The organism is Herbidospora sp. RD11066 (genome assembly GCF_054661255.1).
On record NZ_BAAGDO010000011.1, the window covers coordinates 70,757 to 90,360 of the forward strand.

Here is a 19,604-nt window from a genome sequence, read left to right on the forward strand (position 1 = left end):
GCTCAGCCCAGGAAGGGATGGGCCGGGAGCCCCCGCACGCCCGGGTCGGCCAGGAGCGTCTGGCCGGACAACGGGTGGTCTCCTCTGGCCGTGGTGATCGCGAGGACGTCGAGATCCGGCCCGGCGAAGGCGCACCTGGTCGGGCGTTCGACGGGGACCTTGAGGATGCGGTCGATCGTGCCGTCGGGGGCGTACCGGACGATTCTCGAGCCGTTCCACTTGCAGTTCCAGACGCCGCCCTCGGCGTCGACGGCCAGGCCGTCGGGGTAGCAGTCGTCGTCGGTAGCGAAGATCCGGCCTTCACCTTCCGTGTACGCGGTGATGCGCCTGGTCGTGGAGTCGACGTGGTAGACGGTTCGGCCGTCGGGGCTGAAGGCGGGGCCGTTGGAGCAGATGACGCCGCCGAAGATCTTGTCGACGGTGAGGTCGGGGTTCAGGCGGTAGAAGGAGCCGGTGGGGTCCTTCTCGGCCAGGTTCATCGAGCCGAACCAGAACCTGCCCTCGGCGTCGACGGCGCCGTCGTTGAGGCGGTTCTCCTCGGCGCTTTCGACCTCGACGACCGGCTCGATCGTCCCCTCGTCGATGTCGGCGAAGGCGATGGTGTGGCGGAGGGTGGCGACGAGGCCTTTTCTCCGCAGGGCCACGGCGCCGACCGGGCCGGGGGTCGCGAGGGTGAGGGTGTCGCCGTCGGGCCAGGGCTTGGCGTGGATGCGGTGGCCGAGGATGTCGACCCAGTAGAGGCGGCGGCCGTCCCAGAGGGCGCTTTCGCCCAGGTGGCAGGGGATGTCGCTGAAGACGTCAATCATGGGCCCTCTCCCGGCCGTAGGCGAACAGGATGGCGAGGATGACCAGCCCGTAGATCATGAGCCTGCCGAATTCGGGCACCTGCTGGGCCCTCAGTACCGTCGTGACGGCCACCAGCGTGAGCGAACCGGCCACGACGCCGAAGTAGTCGCCGCGTCCGCCGAGGATCGACACCCCGCCGACCACGACGGCGGCGATCGACTCGAACAGGTAGGGATCGCCGAGGCCCAGGGACGCCTGGCCGCCGTAGCCGACGAGCATGATCCCGGCCAGGGCGGCGCAACCGCCCGACAGGGTGTAGAGGGCGACCGTGACTCCCTTGACGCCGACGCCGGAGAGGAAGGCGGCGCGGGGGTTCACGCCCGTTGCGTACACGCGGCGCCCGAAGACGGTCAGCCTCAGCAGGACCGTCACCAGCAGTGCGATGCCCAGCCAGACCAGCAGCGCGGCCGGGACGGTGCCCGCGAACAGGTCCCTGAGCGGCTGCGGGGCGTAGTGGCCGCAGGTGTCGCAGGTCAGGCCCTGGGAGAGGCCCAGGGTGAGCCCTTGCAGGACGCCGTTCATGCCCAGTGTCATCACGACGGCGGGGACTCCGAGCCAGGCGACGCCGAGTCCGTTGACCAGCCCCGCGACGAGCCCGGCCCCGATCGCGAACGCGAGCGCCAGGGGGAGGCGTTGTGACAGGCCGAGACTGGTGGTGGTGAGGACGATCGCCGCCGCGTTCAGCACCCACGGAATCGACAGGTCGATCCCTCCGACGAGGACCACCAGCATCTGCCCGGCCGCCACGAATCCGGTGAAACTCGCCACCACGAGCACCGCCCGCAGTCCCGGCCAGGAGGCCAGGCCGGGGGTGAGGATCGCCCCGATGACCAGCACGGCGACGGCGATGGCGACGGCATAGAGGGCGCGGCGGTTCATGCGGCCCTCCGGCGGGCGAGCAGGGCGGCGGCGGTGCCGAGGAGGACGGCGACGACGAGGAACAGGCCCTGGAAGAGTGACTGGTAGAGCGGGTCGATGCCCGCGAAGAACAGCACGTCGATGACCAGGGTGAGCGCGACCGCGCCCGCGACGGCGCCCATCGCGCTGCCCCTTCCGCCGGTGAACGCGACCCCGCCCACGACCACGGAGGCGATCGACGTGAGGATGAACGGCGCGCCCGCGTTGGCGTCGCCCGCTGTCGTGGTGGACACGTAGAAGACTCCGGCCAGGGCCGAGCACAGTCCGGAGAGGGCGTAGACGGCGGTTTTGACCCGTTCGACCGGGACGCCGACCGCGCGGGCGGCCGTCTCGTCGCTGCCGACGGCGTAGACGCGCATGCCGAACCTGGTCCGGCGCAGCACCCACCATCCGGCCACGACGAGGGCGAGCCAGCCGAGACCGGTGGGGATGTTCGGGTTCGACAGAACGGCCCTGACCTCGGGCATGATCGACCCGCCCGGCACGGGCAGCACCCAGAGGGCGGCGCCGGTGTAGATCGAGAGCGTGGCCAGCGTGGTGAGAATGGGGGCGATCCGGCCATAGGCCACGATCACCCCGTTGACCAGCCCTGCCACGGCCCCCAAAGCGAGGACGGCGAGGATCCAGCCGGGGGAGCCACCGGTCGCGGCGGTGACGGCGACGCAGACGCTCACCACCCCGCCGACCGACAGATCGATACCGCCGGTCAGGACGACCAGGCTCTGCCCGATGGCGACGAGGACCAGCGGCATCGTCGTGTTGAGAATGGCCAGGTAGTCGAACGAGCCCGGGGGCCTGCCGAGACTGGTCGTGTAGACGGCGAAATAGGCGACGGCGGTGGCCGCCAGCACGAGATAGCCGAGCCGCTCCTGGAGATCACGCATCGGCGGTCTCCCTGATCGAGGCGGCGACGATCTTCTCCGCGTCGCCGACCGGGCCCGGGAGTTCGGCGGCGATGCGGCCTTCCCTCAGGACCAGGACCCGGTGGCACAGGTGGGCGATCTCCTCGGTTTCGCTGGAGTAGAAGAGGATCGCCTTGCCGCTGCGGGCCAGGTCGGCGATGAGGTGGTAGATGTCGTGTTTGGTGGCCGCGTCGACGCCTCGGGTGACGTCGTAGAGGAGAAAGACGTTGGCGTCGGTCAGTAGCCAGCGGGCCATCACCGTCTTCTGCTGGTTGCCGCCCGAGAGCTCACCGGCGGCGCGGGAGGTCGCCCGCCCGGCGCCGATGGCCAGCTTCTCTGCCATGCCGGAAATGGCGGCGTTCTCCGCCTGGTGACGGATGAATCCGGCGCGGGAGCGCCGGGTCAGCGTGGTGAGGGCGATGTTGTCGCGGATCGACAGGGGCAGCAGGAGCCCTTCGGCCTTCCGGTCCTCGGGGACATAGGCGATGCCCATCCGGATGGCGTCCTTGGGACCCCGCAACGACCACCCTCGATCTGCTCTGTGTACGCCGAATCTCCCGGCCACCGCGCGCGAAAGGCCGCCCGAAGACCGACTCGCGCCCGCTTGCCCGCCGACCACCAGCAGGCCCGCCGCAGGCTTCCGGGCGCCGAACAAGGTCAGGAACAGGTCGCGTTGCCCCTGGCCTGCCAGGCCGCCCACGCCGAGGATCTCGCCTCGCCGCAGGTCGAAGGACACGTCGTGGAGGCGTCCGCTGGTCAGTCCGGTCACTGCGAGAGCGTTCTCGCCGACCTCGATCGCTGAAATATCCGGATATGTCGTCCCCAGGGTCCGCCCCGTCATCAGGGTGATCGCTTCGCCTTCGGTCAGGTGGTCACGCGTCGCCACGTGGGTTCCGTTGCGGAAGACGGTCACCCGGTCGGCCAGGCGCTCGATCTCCTTCCACCGGTGTGAGGTGAAGACCACGCACGCCCCGGCGTCCCGGAGGCGGCGCATGTGCCCGGCCAGCCAGTCGACCTCGGCGGAGGCCAGGGCCGCCGTCGGTTCGTCGAGGAAGACCACGTCGGGTTCCAATGCCAGCACCCGGACCAGTTCCACCACCTGCTTCTGCGAGACCGCCAGGTCGCGGGCGGGGGAGCGGGGGTCGATGTCGCTCACTCCGTACAGGGAGAGGACTCGGGAGGCCTCGGCGGCGAGGTGGCTACGGCGGACCAGGCCGAGCCGCCCGCGGGGCGGCGAGCCCAGCAGGAGGTTCTCGGCCACGGTCAGGTCGGGGAGCAGGGAGAGTTCCTGGAAGGCGGTCGCGACCCGGCCGGAGACCGTCACCGTTCCCGCGTCGGCGCGCAGGACGCCGCACAGGACCTTGATGAGGGTGCTCTTGCCGGCGCCGTTCTCTCCGGCCAGGGCGTGGATCTCCCCGGGACGCGCCGTGAAGGACGCGTCCCGGAGGGCCAGGACACCGCCGAAGGAGCGGTGGACCCCGGTGGCCTCGACCGTCATGGGGTGCCGAGTTTGACGTCGAGGGTCTTGCCGGGGCACGGGGTTCCGTCGGTCGCGGCCTCCTGGCAGAGGACCAGGATCGCCTCGGGGCCCGAGTCGGTGAAGTCGGCGAAGAAGCTGTCGGGCAGGTCGGGGAAGACGGTCTCACCCGGGGTGAGGGCCGAACCGGTGACGACGGGGAAGGGGATCGTCAGGTTCCCCTTCTCGCGTTCCTTCGTGATGACCGCGCGGGCCAGCTCCAGTGCCACGACCGACAGGTACGGCGGCTGGCCGATCGACATGCCGGTCACCTGCGGGGTGAGGGTTCCGGCCATGTACTTGCGGAAGCCGTTCTCGGCCTCGCCGCCGAAGACCGGCATCTTCCGGTCGGCGTCGGCGAAGGCCTTGATGACGCCGTCGGTGCCGCCGGACACCCACACGCCGTCGACCTGCGGCAGGCTCGGGAGCTGCGCGGCCGTGACGCGCTGGGCGGTCGCCGAGTCCCACATGCCGCTGTACTCGGCCACGATCTTGATGTCGGGGCTGGCGGCGAAGACCTCCTTGGCGCCCTTGTTGCGGTCGTTGTCGGCGCCGGTTCCGGCCACGCCGGTGACCATGACCACGTTGCCCTTGCCGCCGAGCTGGTCGACGACGAACTGGGCGAGCTGCTGCCCGAACTTCACCTGGTCGGTGTTGACCGTGATCCCGCAGGGGTGATCGACCGTGTTGTCGAACGACACCACGACGATGCCCCGGTCACAGGCCTGCTGGACGACCCCGTTGAGCCCGCTCGTCGAGGCCGCGTTGATCACGATGCCGTCGACGCCCTGCGAGATCAGGTTGGAGATCTGGCGCGACTGCGTCGACACGTCGTTTCCGGCGTTGAAGACCGAGCACTCGACGGCGGCGGCGTAGGGCGGCATGGCGCAGGCCGCCTTGAAGACGTTCTCCATCTCGACCCGCCACTGGTTCCCGATGAACGAGTTGGACAGGGCGATCTTCAGTTTCTCTTGCGGTGCTGCTTCTCCGGAGGGCTGGGACGTCCCGCAGGCCGTCGCCACCACCAGCATGATGAGCATGCCGAGGCGGGGTAGATTCATGATTGCTCCACATGTGTATCGCCGCCACGGGCCCACCCCGTGGCGTATGGGCCCGGTTCACGGCGGCAACCGCGAACCGGGCCGTCACTTCTCGATCGGCAGCGGGAACCTCTCGTCGTCCCGCAGCACGACGGCGGCGGCGCCCAGGACGACCACCACGTCCTGGTCGAGCTCGCCGGTGATGAAGGGCGGCAGCACCTCTCCCGCGTGGATGGCCCGGCGGGCCATGGACTCCCGCAGCGGCCCCAGCAGGATCTCCCCGGCGGGCGCGAGGTTCCCGCCCAGGACGATCAGCTCGGGGTCGAGCAGGTTGTAGAGGTTGGCCGCGGCCAGCCCGATGTGCCGGCCCGCGTCGGCGATGACCCGGCGGCAACCGAGATCCCCGTCGTGGGCGAGCGTGATGACCTCGGCGATGGACAGTTCGCGTCCATGGCTCCGCCGCAGGTTCTGGGTGATCGAGTAGGCGTTGGCCAGCGTGTTGAGGCAGCCCCGGCCGCCGCACTCGCAGATCTCGCCGTTCTCGTCGATCGTGGTGTGGCCGAGTTCCCCGGCGGTGCCGTTCGCCCCGGCGTACAGGGATCCGTTGAGGATGAAGCCGACACCGATACCGGCGGCGGAGTAGACGTAGGCGACGTCCCGCAGCCCGCGCGCGGCACCCCACGTGGCCTCCGCGACGGCGGCCAGGTTGGCGTCGTTGTCGACGGCGAGCGGCAGCCGCAGCGCCTCGGCGGCGGTGGCGTAGGGGTTGACGTCCACCCACGGCTTGAGCGTGGTCGCCCGGCCGCTGCGCCCGGTGCCCCGCTGGATCGGCCCCGGGATCGCGATGCCCACGCCGAGCACCCGCTCCCTGGGCCGCCCGTCGAGCAGCCGGTCGATGAGTTCCCCCACCACGACCAGGGTTTTCCTGGGGTCTGTACGTTCGTCGACCGCGACCTCGCCCCGCGACAACAGCCGCCGGGACACGTCGCAGACCGCCGCCCGCACCACGCCGTTGGCGATCTCCACCCCCACGGCGACCCCGAGCCGCGGGTTGAGCGACAGCAGTTGCGCGGGCCGCCCCGCGCCCCTTTCGACACCGGGCACGGGCCCGTCGACCTCGACGACCACCCCCGCGCCGACGAGATCGTCGACGACCACGGTGACGGTCGAGCGGGAGAGCCCCACACCGGCGAGTTCCCGGCGCGACAGCGGACCGCGTTCGCGTAAGGCGCGGATGACGCGGGTGCGGTTGGCGGTCCGCTGGGACAAGGCCTACCTCCTCACAGAGAACGCTCTCTCGAAGTGAACCGAGTATCGGCCGGGTGCCGAAAACCGTCAATACTCCTGGTACGAAGAGGCTCATCACGACTGAATTACGCCTGAAACACGCATAAATCAGCCTCGGATGGCCCCGCCGACGCACGAAGAGAGCGCAAGGTCGAGCCGCGTGGTGTCGGGCGCCTGGTCCAGCCCGGAGAGCGCTACCGGGCCGATCGTGGCGGGATTGCGCACCGTCGCGGCCGACACCGGGGCCAGATAGACGCCGATCGGGATACCGGTCGTGTTGCCCACCCGCAGCCGGTAACGCGCACCCGGAGTGACCTCGACGGGGGTGAAGCGCGCCTCGGTGCCGCCGTCGCGCACGGGGACCACGGTGGCCCGCTGGATTATCGTGTCACCGGACAGAATGGCGAGTGTGAGCCGATCGGGCACCTGATTTCCCTTCCAGCCGACCGCCGTGCGCATCGCCCATATATAGGGTGTCGTGGCGGTGAATTCCTGGTCGACGTGCCCGTCGGGGGAAATCATGAAAGGGGTGGCGCCCAATCGGGTGACCTCGTAAATGCAGGTGTGGTCACGCAGTTTCCCGCCGGGTGGCGGCGTGAGTGCCGAGGTCAGCGCGACGGAGGCGGCCGTGACCACCGCTCCTGTGCCGATGATGTGCGCGGGCCGTAATCCCGGCGCCCAACGCCGGTAAAATGCGAGGACCGTGAGGGTGAGCAGAATCGGAACCCCAATGGAAACGATCAGTGCCATTGCTTCCGAACCCCATTCTGATTCGTCTACGGCGAACGCCGACAATTAGACGTGGGGGCGCGGCGGAATGGCACCGTCCATTCCGTGACATTCGTCAGACGTGCTCCAACAGCCGGCGATATCCCGCCAGATCGCGGCAGCCGATCCGGTAGCCGACGTGCCCGTCGCCCGAACGGGGGAACATCCGCAGATCGGGCCCCGAGACCAACCCCGTCACCGAGGGCACGGCCAGCCCCTCCACGGATCTCAACCGGTCGAGTTCGATCGTCGGTGCGACGATCACGGCGACGGTGTCCTGCTCGAGTTCTCCGCGGTCCACGTACACGACCGACGAACGTCCCGCATGGACCATCTCGATGACCGAACCCGTCCGGTACGACCGTGCGAAACCCGACTCCCCGGCCAGGCTGATCAGCATGGCCTCGGCCGGAGACGAGCTGGTCAGGGCCGGGGTTTCGGGGCGGCCGCGCAGCGCCCGGCGCTCGCCGGAGCGGCGGGCGAAGTCGATGAGGCGGCGCTGTCGGCGGGCCTTCTCCTGGGCGATCCACCGGTGCCCCTCGGCGGCGACCGCCTCCAGGATGCGGGCGGCGCCTCGGATGCCCGAGGTGTCGAGGGCCAGTTCGAGCAGCCGCTCGGGATTCTCCCGCAGGCGGTCGATCAGGCCCTGGTCGAAGTTCTCCGCGACCACGTCGATCATCTGTCCACTCGTCAGCGACAGGTGCAGCGCCTGGGCCATCACGAGTGACCGGCCGTCGAGCTCGGAGTTCCGATCGTGCCCGTCGAGCAGCACGATCAGCCGTTTCCGGTCGCTGAGCCGCACCCCGACCTCGACCACCTGCACGGCCGCGATCGAGTTGTACTGGAAGTTCATCCGCTCCTCGTTGCCGGTGATACCGGTCCGGAAGTCCAGCCGGACCGTCACCTGACGGACTCCCGTCTCGTTCAGCAGGAACAGGGTGACGAGGTAGGCGTCGTAGCGGGGCGGGCCGTGCAGGACGCGGGCGCGCAGGCAGCCGGGCGCGGCCTCGGTGAGCACGGCGTGGGCCATGATGTCGCGGTTGGTCATGGTGTAGTAGCGCAGTGCCTGGGTCTTGATGTGGATCAGGTCGTAGTCGAGCCACCGGGCCATCTCGGCGTCGCCCGGCCGGTCGGCCAGCTCCGCCAGCCACTCCTGGTGGGCGGCGGTCTCCTCGGCGAGCCGGGCTGCGTCCTCCTCCGTCTGGAGTTCGTGGGCGCGGACCTTGACGGGATACAGGAACAGGTCGTCGCCCGACGCGATCCACGCCCCGGCGACGACGAGCAGCAGTCCGATCACGCCGGGGGCGGGCAGGGAGGTGACGGCGTGCCAGCCCGCCGACAGGATCCCGGCGGCGGTCAGCAGGATTCCGGCGGCGCCGCCCAGGAAGACGGACGTCGGCGCGGCCAGCCGGTCGGCGGAGTCGTGCAGCCGCTCCTGCCGCCAGGCCTCGGCCAGTTTCCGGATCCGCCACCGGATCAGCCAGCGGATCGCACCCTGTGCGGGGAGCGGATGGCGATAGCGGGCCAGCAGATCGGCGACCAGGTCGTCGCGGATCGGGCGCATCTCGTCGTCCCACTGGTTGCGGCGTTGGCGCAGCTTGTCGCCACTGCCCCGTTTCGGTCGGTGCCTGGACAGCCGGTAGTCGACGTAGCCGCCCACCTCCTGCTCGAAGGCCGCGCGGTGCAGGTGCCGCTCGGCGTCGCGGGCCTGATCTGCGTGTTCGTCGTAGAACTCGTCGTCGAGATTGCCCGGATCTTCCGGTTCTGTTCGGTCTTCCGGCGGTGGTGACGCGGGACGGCGGCCGAAGTAGTGCTTCTCGTAGGTGGCCGTCAGGCGGGTGCGCGCATGTTGCTCGATGCCGTACCGGACGACCAGGAAACCCCCCGAGACCAGGAGCAGGAGATGAACGGGCAGCCATCCGGGCGCGGCCGTCAGCACGACGAACAGGCCCGGCAGGAGGAACAGCCCGGCGATCACCGCTTGGGCCTTGCCGCCCATCGTCAGCTTCGGTGCCTCCCGCCGCGGGGCCCGCGGCGGTTCAGGCTCCGGCTCGAAGAACTTCCACACCCTTTCCGTACGATTCCCGCTCATCCGCTGCTCGGCCGCCTGCTCGGCGTAGACGGCGTCGATCTGGTCCTGCACCCCGCCGGTGAGGATCATGTCGAGGTGCCGCCGGATCTCCTCCTGCCGGGCATCGGGCAGCCCTTCGAACAGCAGCAGCACCTCGGCGAAGCCGTCGTGGTCGACGACCTCGGCACGTTCCTGCTCCAGCAGGCAGCTGATCAGCGCCGAGACCACGCTGGAGGCCCTCGACCACTCGTCGGCGTGGTGCCGCGCCGCCAGTTCGCCCGCCTTCTCCAGCGCCTTGAGCTCCTGGTCGCCCAGGTGGTCGAACGAGCGGCCGCTGAGGATGGCCAGCGCCCAGTGGTAGGCGATCTCGGCCGACTCCATGCCCTCGGCGACGACCTGCCGGATCAGCTCTTCTGCCCGCCGGGCCATGTTGCCGCGCAGGCAGTTCAACGCGACCTCGTAACGGCGCCGCGGGGTGTCCTCGCCCCGCACGTCGTAGATGTGGACGTTGCCGTTGACGACGCCGAACATCGCGCCGACGTTCGCGTCCCCTTCGGCGTGGTTCGTGTACCAGGTGCCGGTCTCGGCCGCGTTCTCGGTCACTGCAGGCCCTGAACCGCCGCGATGACCCCCGCCACACGGGCGACCGTGTCGGCGCTGCCCTCTGCCAGCCCCTTGATCCGTCGTAGCGTGCGGACCATCCGGCCCTTGTCCTGCTCGCCGTGGAGGGTGTCGAGCTCGGCGCCCGCCTCTTCCCTGGTCTCGGCGTCGATCTCCCCGGTGGCCTCGGCCGCGGCGAGCGCTCGCCGCACCCCGTCGAGCTGCTCCTGGAGCGTTCCAGACGTCGCGCCGATGTGCACGTCCCCGAGGACCTTGCCTATCTGCGTGAAGCCCGACGACCCCGCCCCGGCGTAGTTCCTGTACGACTCCGCCACCTGACCCCCTAAATGCTGAAAAACAACCAATTCACAGCATGAAGTACAGGGTCGCTCGCGGAGCGTGGCGTGGATGAGAAAGCGGGGACACCAGGTGGGCCCGCGTCTGGAGTGACGCGGGCCCGTCGAATGCTACGAGCGCGACCACTTCTGGTTGGAGGCGCCGGTGCAGTCCCAGAGGTGGAGCTGTGCTCCGTTCGCGGTGTTGCGGCCGGCGATGTCGACGCATCGGTTGGCCGCGATGTTCACCAGGTCACCGGCGCCCGACAGTGTGAACCGTTGGGCCGCCGTGCCGTTGCAGGTGTAGAGCTGGATCGGGGTGCCGTTGGCCGTGCCGGCCGCCGCGGCGTCCATGCACTTGCCCATGGCGCGGACGGTGCCGTCGGAGTTGATCGACCACTGCTGGGCGGTGGTGCCGTTGCAGTCGTACATCTGGAGCCTGGCGGCGTCGACCGGGTTGGCGGCCGGGATGTCGATGCACTTGCTGTTCAGGGCGGAGCGCAGGTTCGAGCCGGTGCCGCCGCCACCGTCGTTCTGCCAGGCCGAGACGCGCACCCAGTCGATGAGCATGGTCTGCGGGAACTGGGTGGTGCCGTCGGGGTAGCCGGGCCAGTAGCCGCCGACCGCCACGTTGAGGATCATGAAGAACGGGTGGTCGAAGACCCAGGCGTTGCCGCGCAGGCTGGCGGGGGTGACGCGGAAGTACTCGGCGCCGTCGAGGTACCAGATGATCAGGTTGGGCGACCAGTCGACGCGGTACTGGTGGAAGGCGTCGGCGAGCGGGACTCCGATGTTCCGGTTGCCGCCGACCGCCGTGCCGCCGGAGTAGCCCGGTCCGTGGACGGTGCCGTAGACCGTGCTCGGCTGGTTGCCGACGTTCTCCAGGATGTCGATCTCACCGCCGGCCGGCCAGTTGCCCCCGCCGAGCATCCAGAACGCGGGCCAGATGCCCTGGCCCCTGGGGATCTTGATCCGGGCCTCGAAGCGGCCGTACGCCTGGGTGAACTTGTCGGCCGTCAGGATGCGGCCCGAGGTGTACTGACACGTGCCGTAATGGCACTGCAGGTTGGACGGGTTCTCGCGCCGGGCGGTGATCGCGAGGTTGCCCGCGCCGTCGTGGGCGACGTTGCGGGTCGAGTTCGTGTAGTACTGCTGCTCGTTGTTGCCCCACCCGCTGCCGCCGATGTCGAACTTCCACTTCGACCCGTCGATCGAGGTGCCGGCCGGTGCGTTGAACTCGTCCGACCAGGTGACCGGGCCGATGGCGGCCTGGGCCTGGGGCATGGCCACCAGCCCGCTGACGAGCGTGGCGGCCGCGGTTAAGAGAGCGAGAAGCAGCCGGGGTCGGCGCATAGGGATCCTCCGGTGGTGCTTTACGGCTTAAATTAAGAGGATGTAACACCCCTGTCACTTGAGTTGTCAATAGGAAAGTTTACTTATTGATCATGCGACGGTCAGGCAAGATCCCAGAGGAGCCGGTAATAGGCGATGCGAACGGGGTCTGGAGCGATCCCGTACCCCTCGTAGACCAGCCCGTCGTAACCGGGGCCGAAGTTCCACTCCGTGCTCCACGCCGCCACGGTCAGATCGGCCCAGCGGTCGGCCACGCCGAGCGAACCCAGGTCGACGTGACCGGTGAACGAGCCGTCGTCACCGATCAACGTGTTCGGCACGCACGCGTCCCCGTGGCAGACGACCAGCCAGTCAATTTCGGGTGGTTCAGCCAGGAGGGCGCGGGCCTCCGGCACGCTCAGGTGCCGGTGTTCCGGCCACCAGTCGTCCGGCCGCATGCCGCCCGCGATCCGCTCATCCACCTGCGCGAGACGGCCGAAGACGCCCCAGTCGAAAGGGCACTCCTCGACCGGAAGCGCGTCGTGGAGCAGTCGCAGCCCGCGGCCGATGGTCGCCGCCGCCACCTCCGGCGGGGTGGGGCGTCTGGGGTCGACCGCGGACAGGCCGGGGAGCGCCTCGGTGAGCAGCCACGATCCCTGGTCGTCGGTGCCGTGGCCGGCGACGCGGGGAACGGTCGCCCATCGGGAGGCCCACGCCAGGCGGTCCGCCTCGGGGCGGAGGTCGGTCGTGGACGACCACTTCACGTAGCGGTCGCCGAGGTGGAAGGTCAGGCCACCGAGGCCGTTGCGCCAGACGGGGGTGACGGTGCCGCCCGCGGCGAGGGCCAGCACCGAACGCGGGACGTCGACCGGGCCCGAAGGAGCCGCGGCGAGGGGCGGCCGGGTCACGAGCCCGCGGCGCGGCGGGATTCGTAGGCGGGGCCGAAGACGACCAGGAGGGTCAGGTCTTCGGTCACGTCGGCGAAGCGGTGCTCCTCGCCCGCCGGGACGAAGATGACCGCGCCCGGAGCCACCTCCGCCTCGCCGCTCGTGGCGACGAACCGGGCGCGGCCCGAGGTCACGACGTAGATCTCGTCTTCGGTGTGGGGGCTCTGGTCGTCGACGCCGCCCGCCGGGATGCAGTAGGTGCCCACCGACAGGTCGGGGGTGCGGAGGTGCTCGGTCCAGTCGTCGCCTCCGCCGGCCCACACGCCGGCTCCTTGGATGATCCGCATGTGGGCCAGCGTACAAAGCCGCTGAGAAGGGGTCAGACGGGAGGCGTCTGGACCTTGATGCGGAAGTGGACCTCTTCGCCGTTCATGCGGAAGCGGGCGTGGGCCACCTTGCCGCTCTGCGGGAACGTCGCGACGAACGACTCGCCCTTGGCCAGGCTGTCCTGGCCGATGCCCTTGTCGTCGTCGGTGCCGAGGTAGAGCTTCACGTCGTTCCACGGGCCGGTCGAGCCGTTCGCCAGCGAGACCACGACGTCGCCGCCCTCCTGGCGGGCCGTCAGGCCGTAGGGAACGCGCGGGTCGGAGCCGATCGACCGGTCCAGCAGCTTGACCAGCGTCTCGACCAGGTCGGGGTAGCGCTTGGCCACGTTGTGGCGTTCGCCCCGGTCGCTGCGCAGGTCGTAGAGCTCGATGCGGCCCTCGGGGCCCGCGCCGGCGATGTTCGGGTCGAAGCGGATGAGCTTCCAGTGGCCGCGCCGGATCGCCTGCATCTTGCGGGGGCGGTTCCAGACGAGGAACGGGTGTCCCTCGTAGGTGTCGCCGGTCAGCAGGGGGCGGAGCGAGCGGCCGTCGATTCCGGCCGGTCTCGGCACGCCCGCGAAGTCGGCCACGGTCGGCAGGATGTCCCAGAGCGCGACGTTGTCGTCGACGACCCTGTGCGTGAAGTTCGGGTTCCAGGCGATCATGGGGACGCGGATGCCGCCGTCGTACAGCTGGCGCTTGACGCCCCGGTAGGGACCGTTGGAGTTGAAGATGTTCGGGTCGACGCCCTTCTCGTGGTGGGGGCCGTTGTCGGCGGTGAACACGACCACCGTGTCGTCGGCCACGCCCGCCTCGCGCAGGGCGTCGAGGATGTCGCCCACGTGGGAGTCGAGCCGGGTCACCTGGGCGGCGTGGCGGCGGTTGGCCTTCGTCCACGGCTCGTCCTGGTAGCGGCCCGCGTCGCCCGGGATCTCGCTCGGCGAGTGGGGGAGGATCGTGGCGAATTGGAGCAGGAACGGCTTGCCGTCCTTCGCCGACTCCTTGATGAACTTCACCGCGCGGTCGCGCAGGAAGTCGGGGGAGTACGTCGCCCCGTCGAACGCCACCATCTCGCGGTTGTGCCACAGGTAGGTCGGCCAGTACTGGTGCGCGTGCGCGTGGGTGATATAGCCGTAGAACTCGTCGTAGCCGCGCACGTTCGGGTGGGAGTCCTGGTCGGGCTGCTCGGGCCCGAAGCCCCACTTCCCGATGAGCGCGGTGCGGTATCCGGCCAGCCGCGCGACCTCGGCGAAGGTCAGGTCTCCCGGGTTCAGCGCGTGCTGCGGGCCGCCCTCGGGGTTCTCGCGCACGGTCGTGTGACCGGTGTGCAGGCCGGTCAGCAGGGAGCAGCGCGACGGCGCGCAGAGCGACGAACCGGCGAAGGCGTTGACGAACTTCACACCCTGCGCCGCCATGCGGTCGAGGACCGGGGTCTTGATGATGCGCTGGCCGTAGGGGCCGATCTCACACACGCCCAGATCGTCGGCGAGGATCAGGACGATGTTGCGCGGAGCGCGGGCGCGGGCCTCCGCCGACTGGGCGGTTCCGGCGGACGCCAACCCGGCGGCGAGCATTCCGCCGGTGCCCGCGAGGAAACCTCGCCTGGTAGTGGACAGCATGGATCCTTGGCTTCTGGTGAGGGCAGGGGGAGGCCGTAATGCGGCCTGCCGTGCTGGAACGTACCTGATCTGATCATTTCACGCTAGCTGTCGGGAAATTCTCATCAAGTGGTCCGGAAAACGGTCCATCTCGGAAACGACGGTGGCCGCCGGGTACGCACCCGGCGGCCACGTGGTGAAAGACGGACTAGCCGACCTTCACCGTCTTGCTGCTGTAGTTGCCCGTGCCGGTGGCCGGGTCGTAGTTGCGCTCGACGTTGCCCGCGATGTCAATCGAGAACCAGTTGACGGTGGTGTTCTTGTCAACCGTGATGGACGCCGCGCCCTCACGCATGCCGGCCTGCTCCAGCTTGGTGCTCTGGAGGGTCGGCTTGGTGCCGTCGAGGGTGTAGTAGACGTTGGCGGCCTCGTTCACCGAGAAGGTGAAGGTGGCGGTGCCGGGGCCGCTCGACTGCTTGACCAGGCTGGAGGTCGGGCGCTTGCTGTCGTCGGCGAACTCGCTGGCGACCTTCAGGATGGCGATCTGGCCGTTGGCGAACTCCATGGCCTCCTGGTGACCTTCGGCGAACGGCGGCTGGAAGCCGACGGCCTCGAAGCGCTTGGTGGTCGGGTTCCAGAGGTCGGCGCCGACCTCGAAGTCCCAGCCGATGATGCCGCGGTTGAACCAGTGCTCGTCGGCGCTGTTGCCGGCGGCCGAGTACAGGACGTCCGGGACGGGACCGGTGCGGCCCGGCCAGATGCCCGTGCCACGCCAGGCCTGGACGGCCGACAGGATCTCGGACGAGGAGTCCCAGAAGTAGTTCTCGGTGCCGAAGTCGACGCGCGGGAGCAGCTCACGGCCGGCCGACTTGTAGGCGCCCGGAGGCCACATGAAGTAGCCGCCGTACGAGTGGGTGTTCATCGCGAACTTGATGTTCGGGAACTGGTTGGTCAGCCAGACCTCGTTCTTGGCCTCCGGCTCCGACAGCTCCGCCGGGCCGGCGAAGGTGTCCGAGGTGCAGGAGGTCGAGGCGCCGCTGTACCCGTCGAAGAGCGAGCCGACGGAGAAGTTGCGGTTGAGGTCCACACCCCACGAGTTGCGGCGACCCGGGTCGCCGTTGTTGTCGGGGCAGTGGTTGGTCATGTTGCGGCGCATCGAGTTGAAGTCGTAGAAGCTGTAGTGCGCGCCGTCCGGGTTGGCGACCGGGAGGATGAAGATGTCCAGGTCGTCGACCAGGTCCTTCGTGTCGCGGTCGGTGGCGTAGTTGCGCAGCAGCCGCTCGGCGGTCTCCATGCAGGTGATGGACGTCACCCACTCGCGGGCGTGCTCCTGGCAGTACAGGAAGACACCCGTCTTGGAGCCGTCGCGGGTCTTGCCGACCCGCAGCACCTTCGTGGCCCACGGGTCGCGCGAAATCGTCGCAGGCGCCAGCAGGTTGTCGGTCAGCGTCACGGCGGCGGCGACGGGCGCCACGGCGGTGCCGGTGTTGGTGCGGTAGAGGGCGGCCTTCACCAGGGCCGAGGCGGCCGGGCTGGCGTTGATCGCGTCCACGACCTGCTTCGACGTGCTGCTGACCGCGCCGGTCCCGTTGGTGGCGAGGTTGACCGTGACGGCCTTGGCGTTCACAGCGACGGAAAGGGCGCTGTTAGCGCTACCAGGGTTGACCGTCGCAAGCGTGATCCCGTTGCCGCCCTCGGACCCGTAGGCCTTCGAGCTGACGTAGAACGCCGAGGCACCGGTGCCGCCGAGCTGAGCCTGGGCCGCGCGGCGGTAGCCGTTGGTCAGGTTCGGCATGGTGACGATCTCGGAGATCTTCGGGAACTCCGCGGCCAGACCCTCGATGCGGTCGGTCAGCTCCGTCGGGTCCATGTAGTGGTCGATGAAGTCCGAGACGTAGTGGGCGCTCGGGGTCTTCTGCGGCTCGCCGAGCCACTGCTTCACGGGCACGGTGACGGTGCCGCCGCGGTTGCTGGTGATCGTCACCTCGGAGGGAGTGGTGTTGATCGCCAGCGGGGTGTTGAAGCGGTGGTACATGTACTGGCCGGCGTCGGTGAAGCGGCTCATCGTGGCGGTGCCGGGGTCGGCGCCGGGGCCGTTGTCCCAGGTCACGGTGAGCACGGTCTCGGCGTCCACGGCGCTCGACTTGACCTCGACCGACAGGAAGCGCTGGCCGCCGGTGTTGGTGAACCACTCCGACCGCAGGACGGTCAGCTTGTCGGAGTCGGCGGCCTCGGCGGCGGCGATCCGGGCGAGCGCCTGGCGGCGCTGCGTGGTGTTGGCGGCGGCGTCGCTCGCGTCCGCGATGGTGCCGACCAGGTTGTAGCCCAGGTCGCGGAGCTGCTGGGCCTCCTCCGGGCTGAGCACCGCGTGGACTTCGAGGCCCCCGTCAACGGGCTTCTTGTATTCGGCGAGGTCGACGCCCAGGTCGTTCAGGCGGTCGACGGCCGCCTGGTCAGGAACGACGATGCGAATCAGCGCGACACCGTCTTGGGTGCCGGAAGGCTGCCGGTCAGGGGTGACCACGCTGACCGGTGGCACCGGGTCGGCGAGGCTCGGCAGGGGGCTGAGCACCAGGGCGAGTGGGATGGCGAGGCCGACCGCCAGTTGGCGGCTCCTCCTTCGGGGAACGATCCTCACTGAAGTTCCTCCAGATGAGCGTGCCTGCCGGGCGAGGTTCTACCGGGCGGGAGAGGGCACGCGAGTGTTTTTGAAGTCTTCGCCCATGAGATGATCACCGTCAAGGTATCGAAACAACCGATTTAGGAAGTTTCGATAACTAAATGGTCTATTCGGACACAAGGTGACAAAACGACCAGGTATAAGGTCGGGCCGTGGTCTTCCGCGTGACTTTCGTCTGTACGGGCAACATCTGCCGCTCCCCGATGGCCGAGCACATCCTCCGCCGCCGCCTCGAAGACGAGGGCCTCGACGTCGAGGTCGACAGCTCGGGCACCCACGGCTGGCACATCGGCAAACCCGCCGACCACCGCACGGTCAACGCCCTGCGCCGGGCCGGATACACCTCCGCTCACAGTGCCCGCCAGTTCCGCCCCCTGTGGTTCGATCGGTACGACCTCATCATCGCCCTCGACGGCGGGCATCTCCGTGACCTGCGCTCCATGGCGCGCACCGAGGCCGACCGGGCCAAGATCCGGCTGCTGCGCGAATTCGACCCGGCGGCCGACTCGCCCGACGTCGACGATCCCTATTACGGCGACCGCGCCGCATTCGAACGCACCCGCGCCGAGATCGAGGCCGCCGCCCCCGGGCTCGTCGCCGAGATAAAGGTGCGTCTGACTGTCTGATTGACTCGGCATAAAAGTCCGTCTCGCCATAAAATGCCCGGAAAAATGACCGGGAGGCGGCTGTGACGTACGTGAAGAGTGGGCCGCACCCGCCCGTCGTCCAGCGGCGGCGCTCCCGGACCCCTCTGATCATCGCGAGCGTGGTCGTGCTCGGACTGGTCGCGGCGGTCGCCGGTCCGGCCGTGGCGATGGCGGGGGAGTTACCCCGCAACACCTACGTCGCCGGCATCCACATCGGCGGCCTCGACCCCGCCGACGCCCACGCCAAGCTGACCGCCGAACTGGCCGCCCGCGCCGACCGCCCGATCGCCGTCACGACCGGCGAGAAGACCGTGCCGGTCACCCCGAAGGACGCCGGTCTCGCCTTCGACGTCTCCGCCACCGTCGCCGACGCGCACGGCGGCGTGGTGACCTCACTGGGCGCGCTGTTCGGACGCCGCGACATCCCGCTGCAACTGACCGTCGACGAGTCGCTGCTGAAGACGGCCGTCGACGTCATCGCCGAGGGCGTCGACCGCCCGGCCCGGCAGGGCGGCGTCGTCTACCGGGGCACCACCCCCCGGGTCGTCGCCCCCGCCCCCGGCCAGGTCATCGACCGCACCGTCGCCGCCACCCGGCTGCGTCAGGCCTACCTCGAAGGCGCCGAGGCGGTCACCGTCGACCTGGGCGCCGTCGCCCCGCGCGCCACCGCCGAGGAGATGAAGGCCTTCGCCGACTCCACGGCCACCGAGGCCGTCGCCCCGATCACCCTGACCAACGGCGACCGCTCGGCCGAGCTCCCGTCGGCCGTCGTGGCGGCCAACCTGCGCTTCCTCCCCGACGACCGGGGCGAGTTACGTCCACAGTTCAACGGCCGCAAGGCCCTCACCGGCGTCGAGGACCGCCTGGTCGACGCCGCCAAGGCCCCCAAGGACGCCACCTTCAAGATCGTCAAGGGCAAGCCCGTGGTCGTCCCCTCGGAGACCGGCCAGGGCGTCGACGCGAAGGCGCTGTCCGCCTCGGTCGAGGAACTGGTGGCGGGCGGCGGTGACCGTACGGTCCCCGTGTCGTTCACCACGAGCGAGCCCGCGCTGACGACGGCGAAGGCGAAGGAACTCGGCATCAAGGAGAAGGTGTCGAGCTTCACCACGCAGCACCCGTGCTGCGCCCCCCGCGTCACCAACATCCACACCATCGCCGACATCCTCGACAACCACCTGGTGCTCCCCGGCGAGACCTTCTCCCTGAACGGCACCGTCGGCGAACGCGACACCGCGCGCGGCTTCGTCTCGGCCCCGATGATCTCCGCCGGCCGTTTCGTCAACGACGTCGGCGGCGGCATCTCCCAGTTCGTCACGACGATGTTCAACGCCGTGTTCTTCGGCGGCTTCGAAGACGTCCAGCACATGGCGCACCAGTACTACATCTCCCGCTACCCGGCCGGCCGTGAGTCGACGGTCTCCTTCCCCCAGCCGGACTTCCGGTGGAAGAACGACTCGAAGTACGGGGTGCTGGTGACGACGTCCTACACCTCGACGTCGGTGACGGTGACGTTCTGGAGCACGAAGCGCTGGGACGTCGAGGCGGAGAGTTCGGGGCCCTACGACACCAGGAGCGCCGACCCCATCACCGACTCGGGGCCCGACTGCCTTCCGATGGCGGGCGCCCAGGGCTTCTCGATCGACGTGACCCGCGTCTTCAAGAAGGACGGCAAGGAGGTTCGGCGCCAGAAGTTCCACACGGTCTACGACGCCGAGCCCGTCCTCACCTGCGAGGACTGACGGGTCATCAGGGCCGACCCGGCCTGAATCATTCTGAATCAACATCTCCGCTGTTGCGTGCTGCCTCCGTGTT

At 69.3% G+C, this 19,604-nt stretch carries 16 protein-coding genes; 2 read left to right on the forward strand and 14 right to left on the reverse strand.

From position 1 onward, the window contains the following. Nucleotides 1-2: 2 nt before the first annotated feature. The 14 genes from ACYQ78_RS33035 to ACYQ78_RS33100 form a co-directional block, all read right to left on the reverse strand. On the reverse strand, nt 3-806 hold the full coding sequence (locus tag ACYQ78_RS33035) for an SMP-30/gluconolactonase/LRE family protein (protein WP_459804879.1): 804 nt from the start codon (nt 804-806) through the stop codon (nt 3-5). Then, nucleotides 799-1,725 (reverse strand): ABC transporter permease, encoded by a 927-nt coding sequence (locus ACYQ78_RS33040; RefSeq protein WP_459804880.1) that lies wholly within the window; start codon nt 1,723-1,725, stop codon nt 799-801. Before ACYQ78_RS33040 ends, ACYQ78_RS33035 begins: the two co-directional genes overlap by 8 nt. Further along, on the reverse strand, nt 1,722-2,648 hold the full coding sequence (locus ACYQ78_RS33045; RefSeq protein ID WP_459804881.1) for an ABC transporter permease: 927 nt from the start codon (nt 2,646-2,648) through the stop codon (nt 1,722-1,724). Before ACYQ78_RS33045 ends, ACYQ78_RS33040 begins: the two co-directional genes overlap by 4 nt. Then, nucleotides 2,641-4,164 carry a sugar ABC transporter ATP-binding protein gene (locus tag ACYQ78_RS33050; protein WP_459804882.1) on the reverse strand — a complete coding sequence of 508 codons (1,524 nt, stop codon included), beginning with the start codon at nt 4,162-4,164 and terminating at the stop codon, nt 2,641-2,643. The genes ACYQ78_RS33045 and ACYQ78_RS33050 overlap by 8 nt, the downstream gene beginning before the upstream one ends. After that, on the reverse strand, nt 4,161-5,243 hold the full coding sequence (locus ACYQ78_RS33055; RefSeq protein ID WP_459804883.1) for a sugar ABC transporter substrate-binding protein: 1,083 nt from the start codon (nt 5,241-5,243) through the stop codon (nt 4,161-4,163). The genes ACYQ78_RS33050 and ACYQ78_RS33055 overlap by 4 nt, the downstream gene beginning before the upstream one ends. Nucleotides 5,244-5,327: 84 nt before the next feature. Next, nucleotides 5,328-6,491, reverse strand: coding sequence for an ROK family protein (locus ACYQ78_RS33060; protein ID WP_459804884.1), 1,164 nt, complete (start codon nt 6,489-6,491; stop codon nt 5,328-5,330). 126 nt (nt 6,492-6,617) lie between these two features. Further along, nucleotides 6,618-7,259: a hypothetical protein gene (locus ACYQ78_RS33065; protein WP_459804885.1), complete on the reverse strand. Its 642-nt coding sequence runs from the start codon at nt 7,257-7,259 to the stop codon at nt 6,618-6,620. A 94-nt stretch (nt 7,260-7,353) separates the two neighbouring features. Further along, nucleotides 7,354-9,951 carry a hypothetical protein gene (locus ACYQ78_RS33070; protein WP_459804886.1) on the reverse strand — a complete coding sequence of 866 codons (2,598 nt, stop codon included), beginning with the start codon at nt 9,949-9,951 and terminating at the stop codon, nt 7,354-7,356. Then, the gene (locus ACYQ78_RS33075) at nt 9,948-10,283 is read right to left on the reverse strand and encodes a hypothetical protein (RefSeq protein WP_459804887.1); all 336 of its coding nucleotides are present in this window, start codon (nt 10,281-10,283) and stop codon (nt 9,948-9,950) included. The genes ACYQ78_RS33070 and ACYQ78_RS33075 overlap by 4 nt, the downstream gene beginning before the upstream one ends. A gap of 132 nt (nt 10,284-10,415) precedes the next feature. After that, nucleotides 10,416-11,636, reverse strand: coding sequence for a family 16 glycosylhydrolase (locus tag ACYQ78_RS33080; RefSeq protein ID WP_459804888.1), 1,221 nt, complete (start codon nt 11,634-11,636; stop codon nt 10,416-10,418). 101 nt (nt 11,637-11,737) lie between these two features. Further along, on the reverse strand, nt 11,738-12,523 hold the full coding sequence (locus tag ACYQ78_RS33085) for a phosphotransferase (protein ID WP_459804889.1): 786 nt from the start codon (nt 12,521-12,523) through the stop codon (nt 11,738-11,740). After that, entirely contained in the window at nt 12,520-12,849 is a 330-nt protein-coding gene (locus tag ACYQ78_RS33090; protein WP_459804890.1) for a cupin domain-containing protein, read from the reverse strand. Before ACYQ78_RS33090 ends, ACYQ78_RS33085 begins: the two co-directional genes overlap by 4 nt. Nucleotides 12,850-12,881: 32 nt before the next feature. Then, complete coding sequence (locus tag ACYQ78_RS33095; RefSeq protein WP_459804891.1) at nt 12,882-14,486, reverse strand: arylsulfatase; 1,605 nt, start codon at nt 14,484-14,486, stop codon at nt 12,882-12,884. 187 nt (nt 14,487-14,673) lie between these two features. Continuing rightward, nucleotides 14,674-17,103, reverse strand: coding sequence for a M14 family zinc carboxypeptidase (locus ACYQ78_RS33100; protein ID WP_459804892.1), 2,430 nt, complete (start codon nt 17,101-17,103; stop codon nt 14,674-14,676). 194 nt (nt 17,104-17,297) lie between these two features. On the opposite strand from ACYQ78_RS33100, the gene ACYQ78_RS33105 reads away from it, so the two are divergent. Continuing rightward, a complete protein-coding gene (locus ACYQ78_RS33105) occupies nt 17,298-17,771 on the forward strand; it encodes a low molecular weight protein-tyrosine-phosphatase (protein ID WP_459804893.1) in 474 nt (157 codons plus the stop codon). 62 nt (nt 17,772-17,833) lie between these two features. After that, the gene (locus ACYQ78_RS33110; protein WP_459804894.1) at nt 17,834-19,531 is read left to right on the forward strand and encodes a VanW family protein; all 1,698 of its coding nucleotides are present in this window, start codon (nt 17,834-17,836) and stop codon (nt 19,529-19,531) included. The last annotated feature ends 73 nt before the right edge of the window (nt 19,532-19,604 follow it).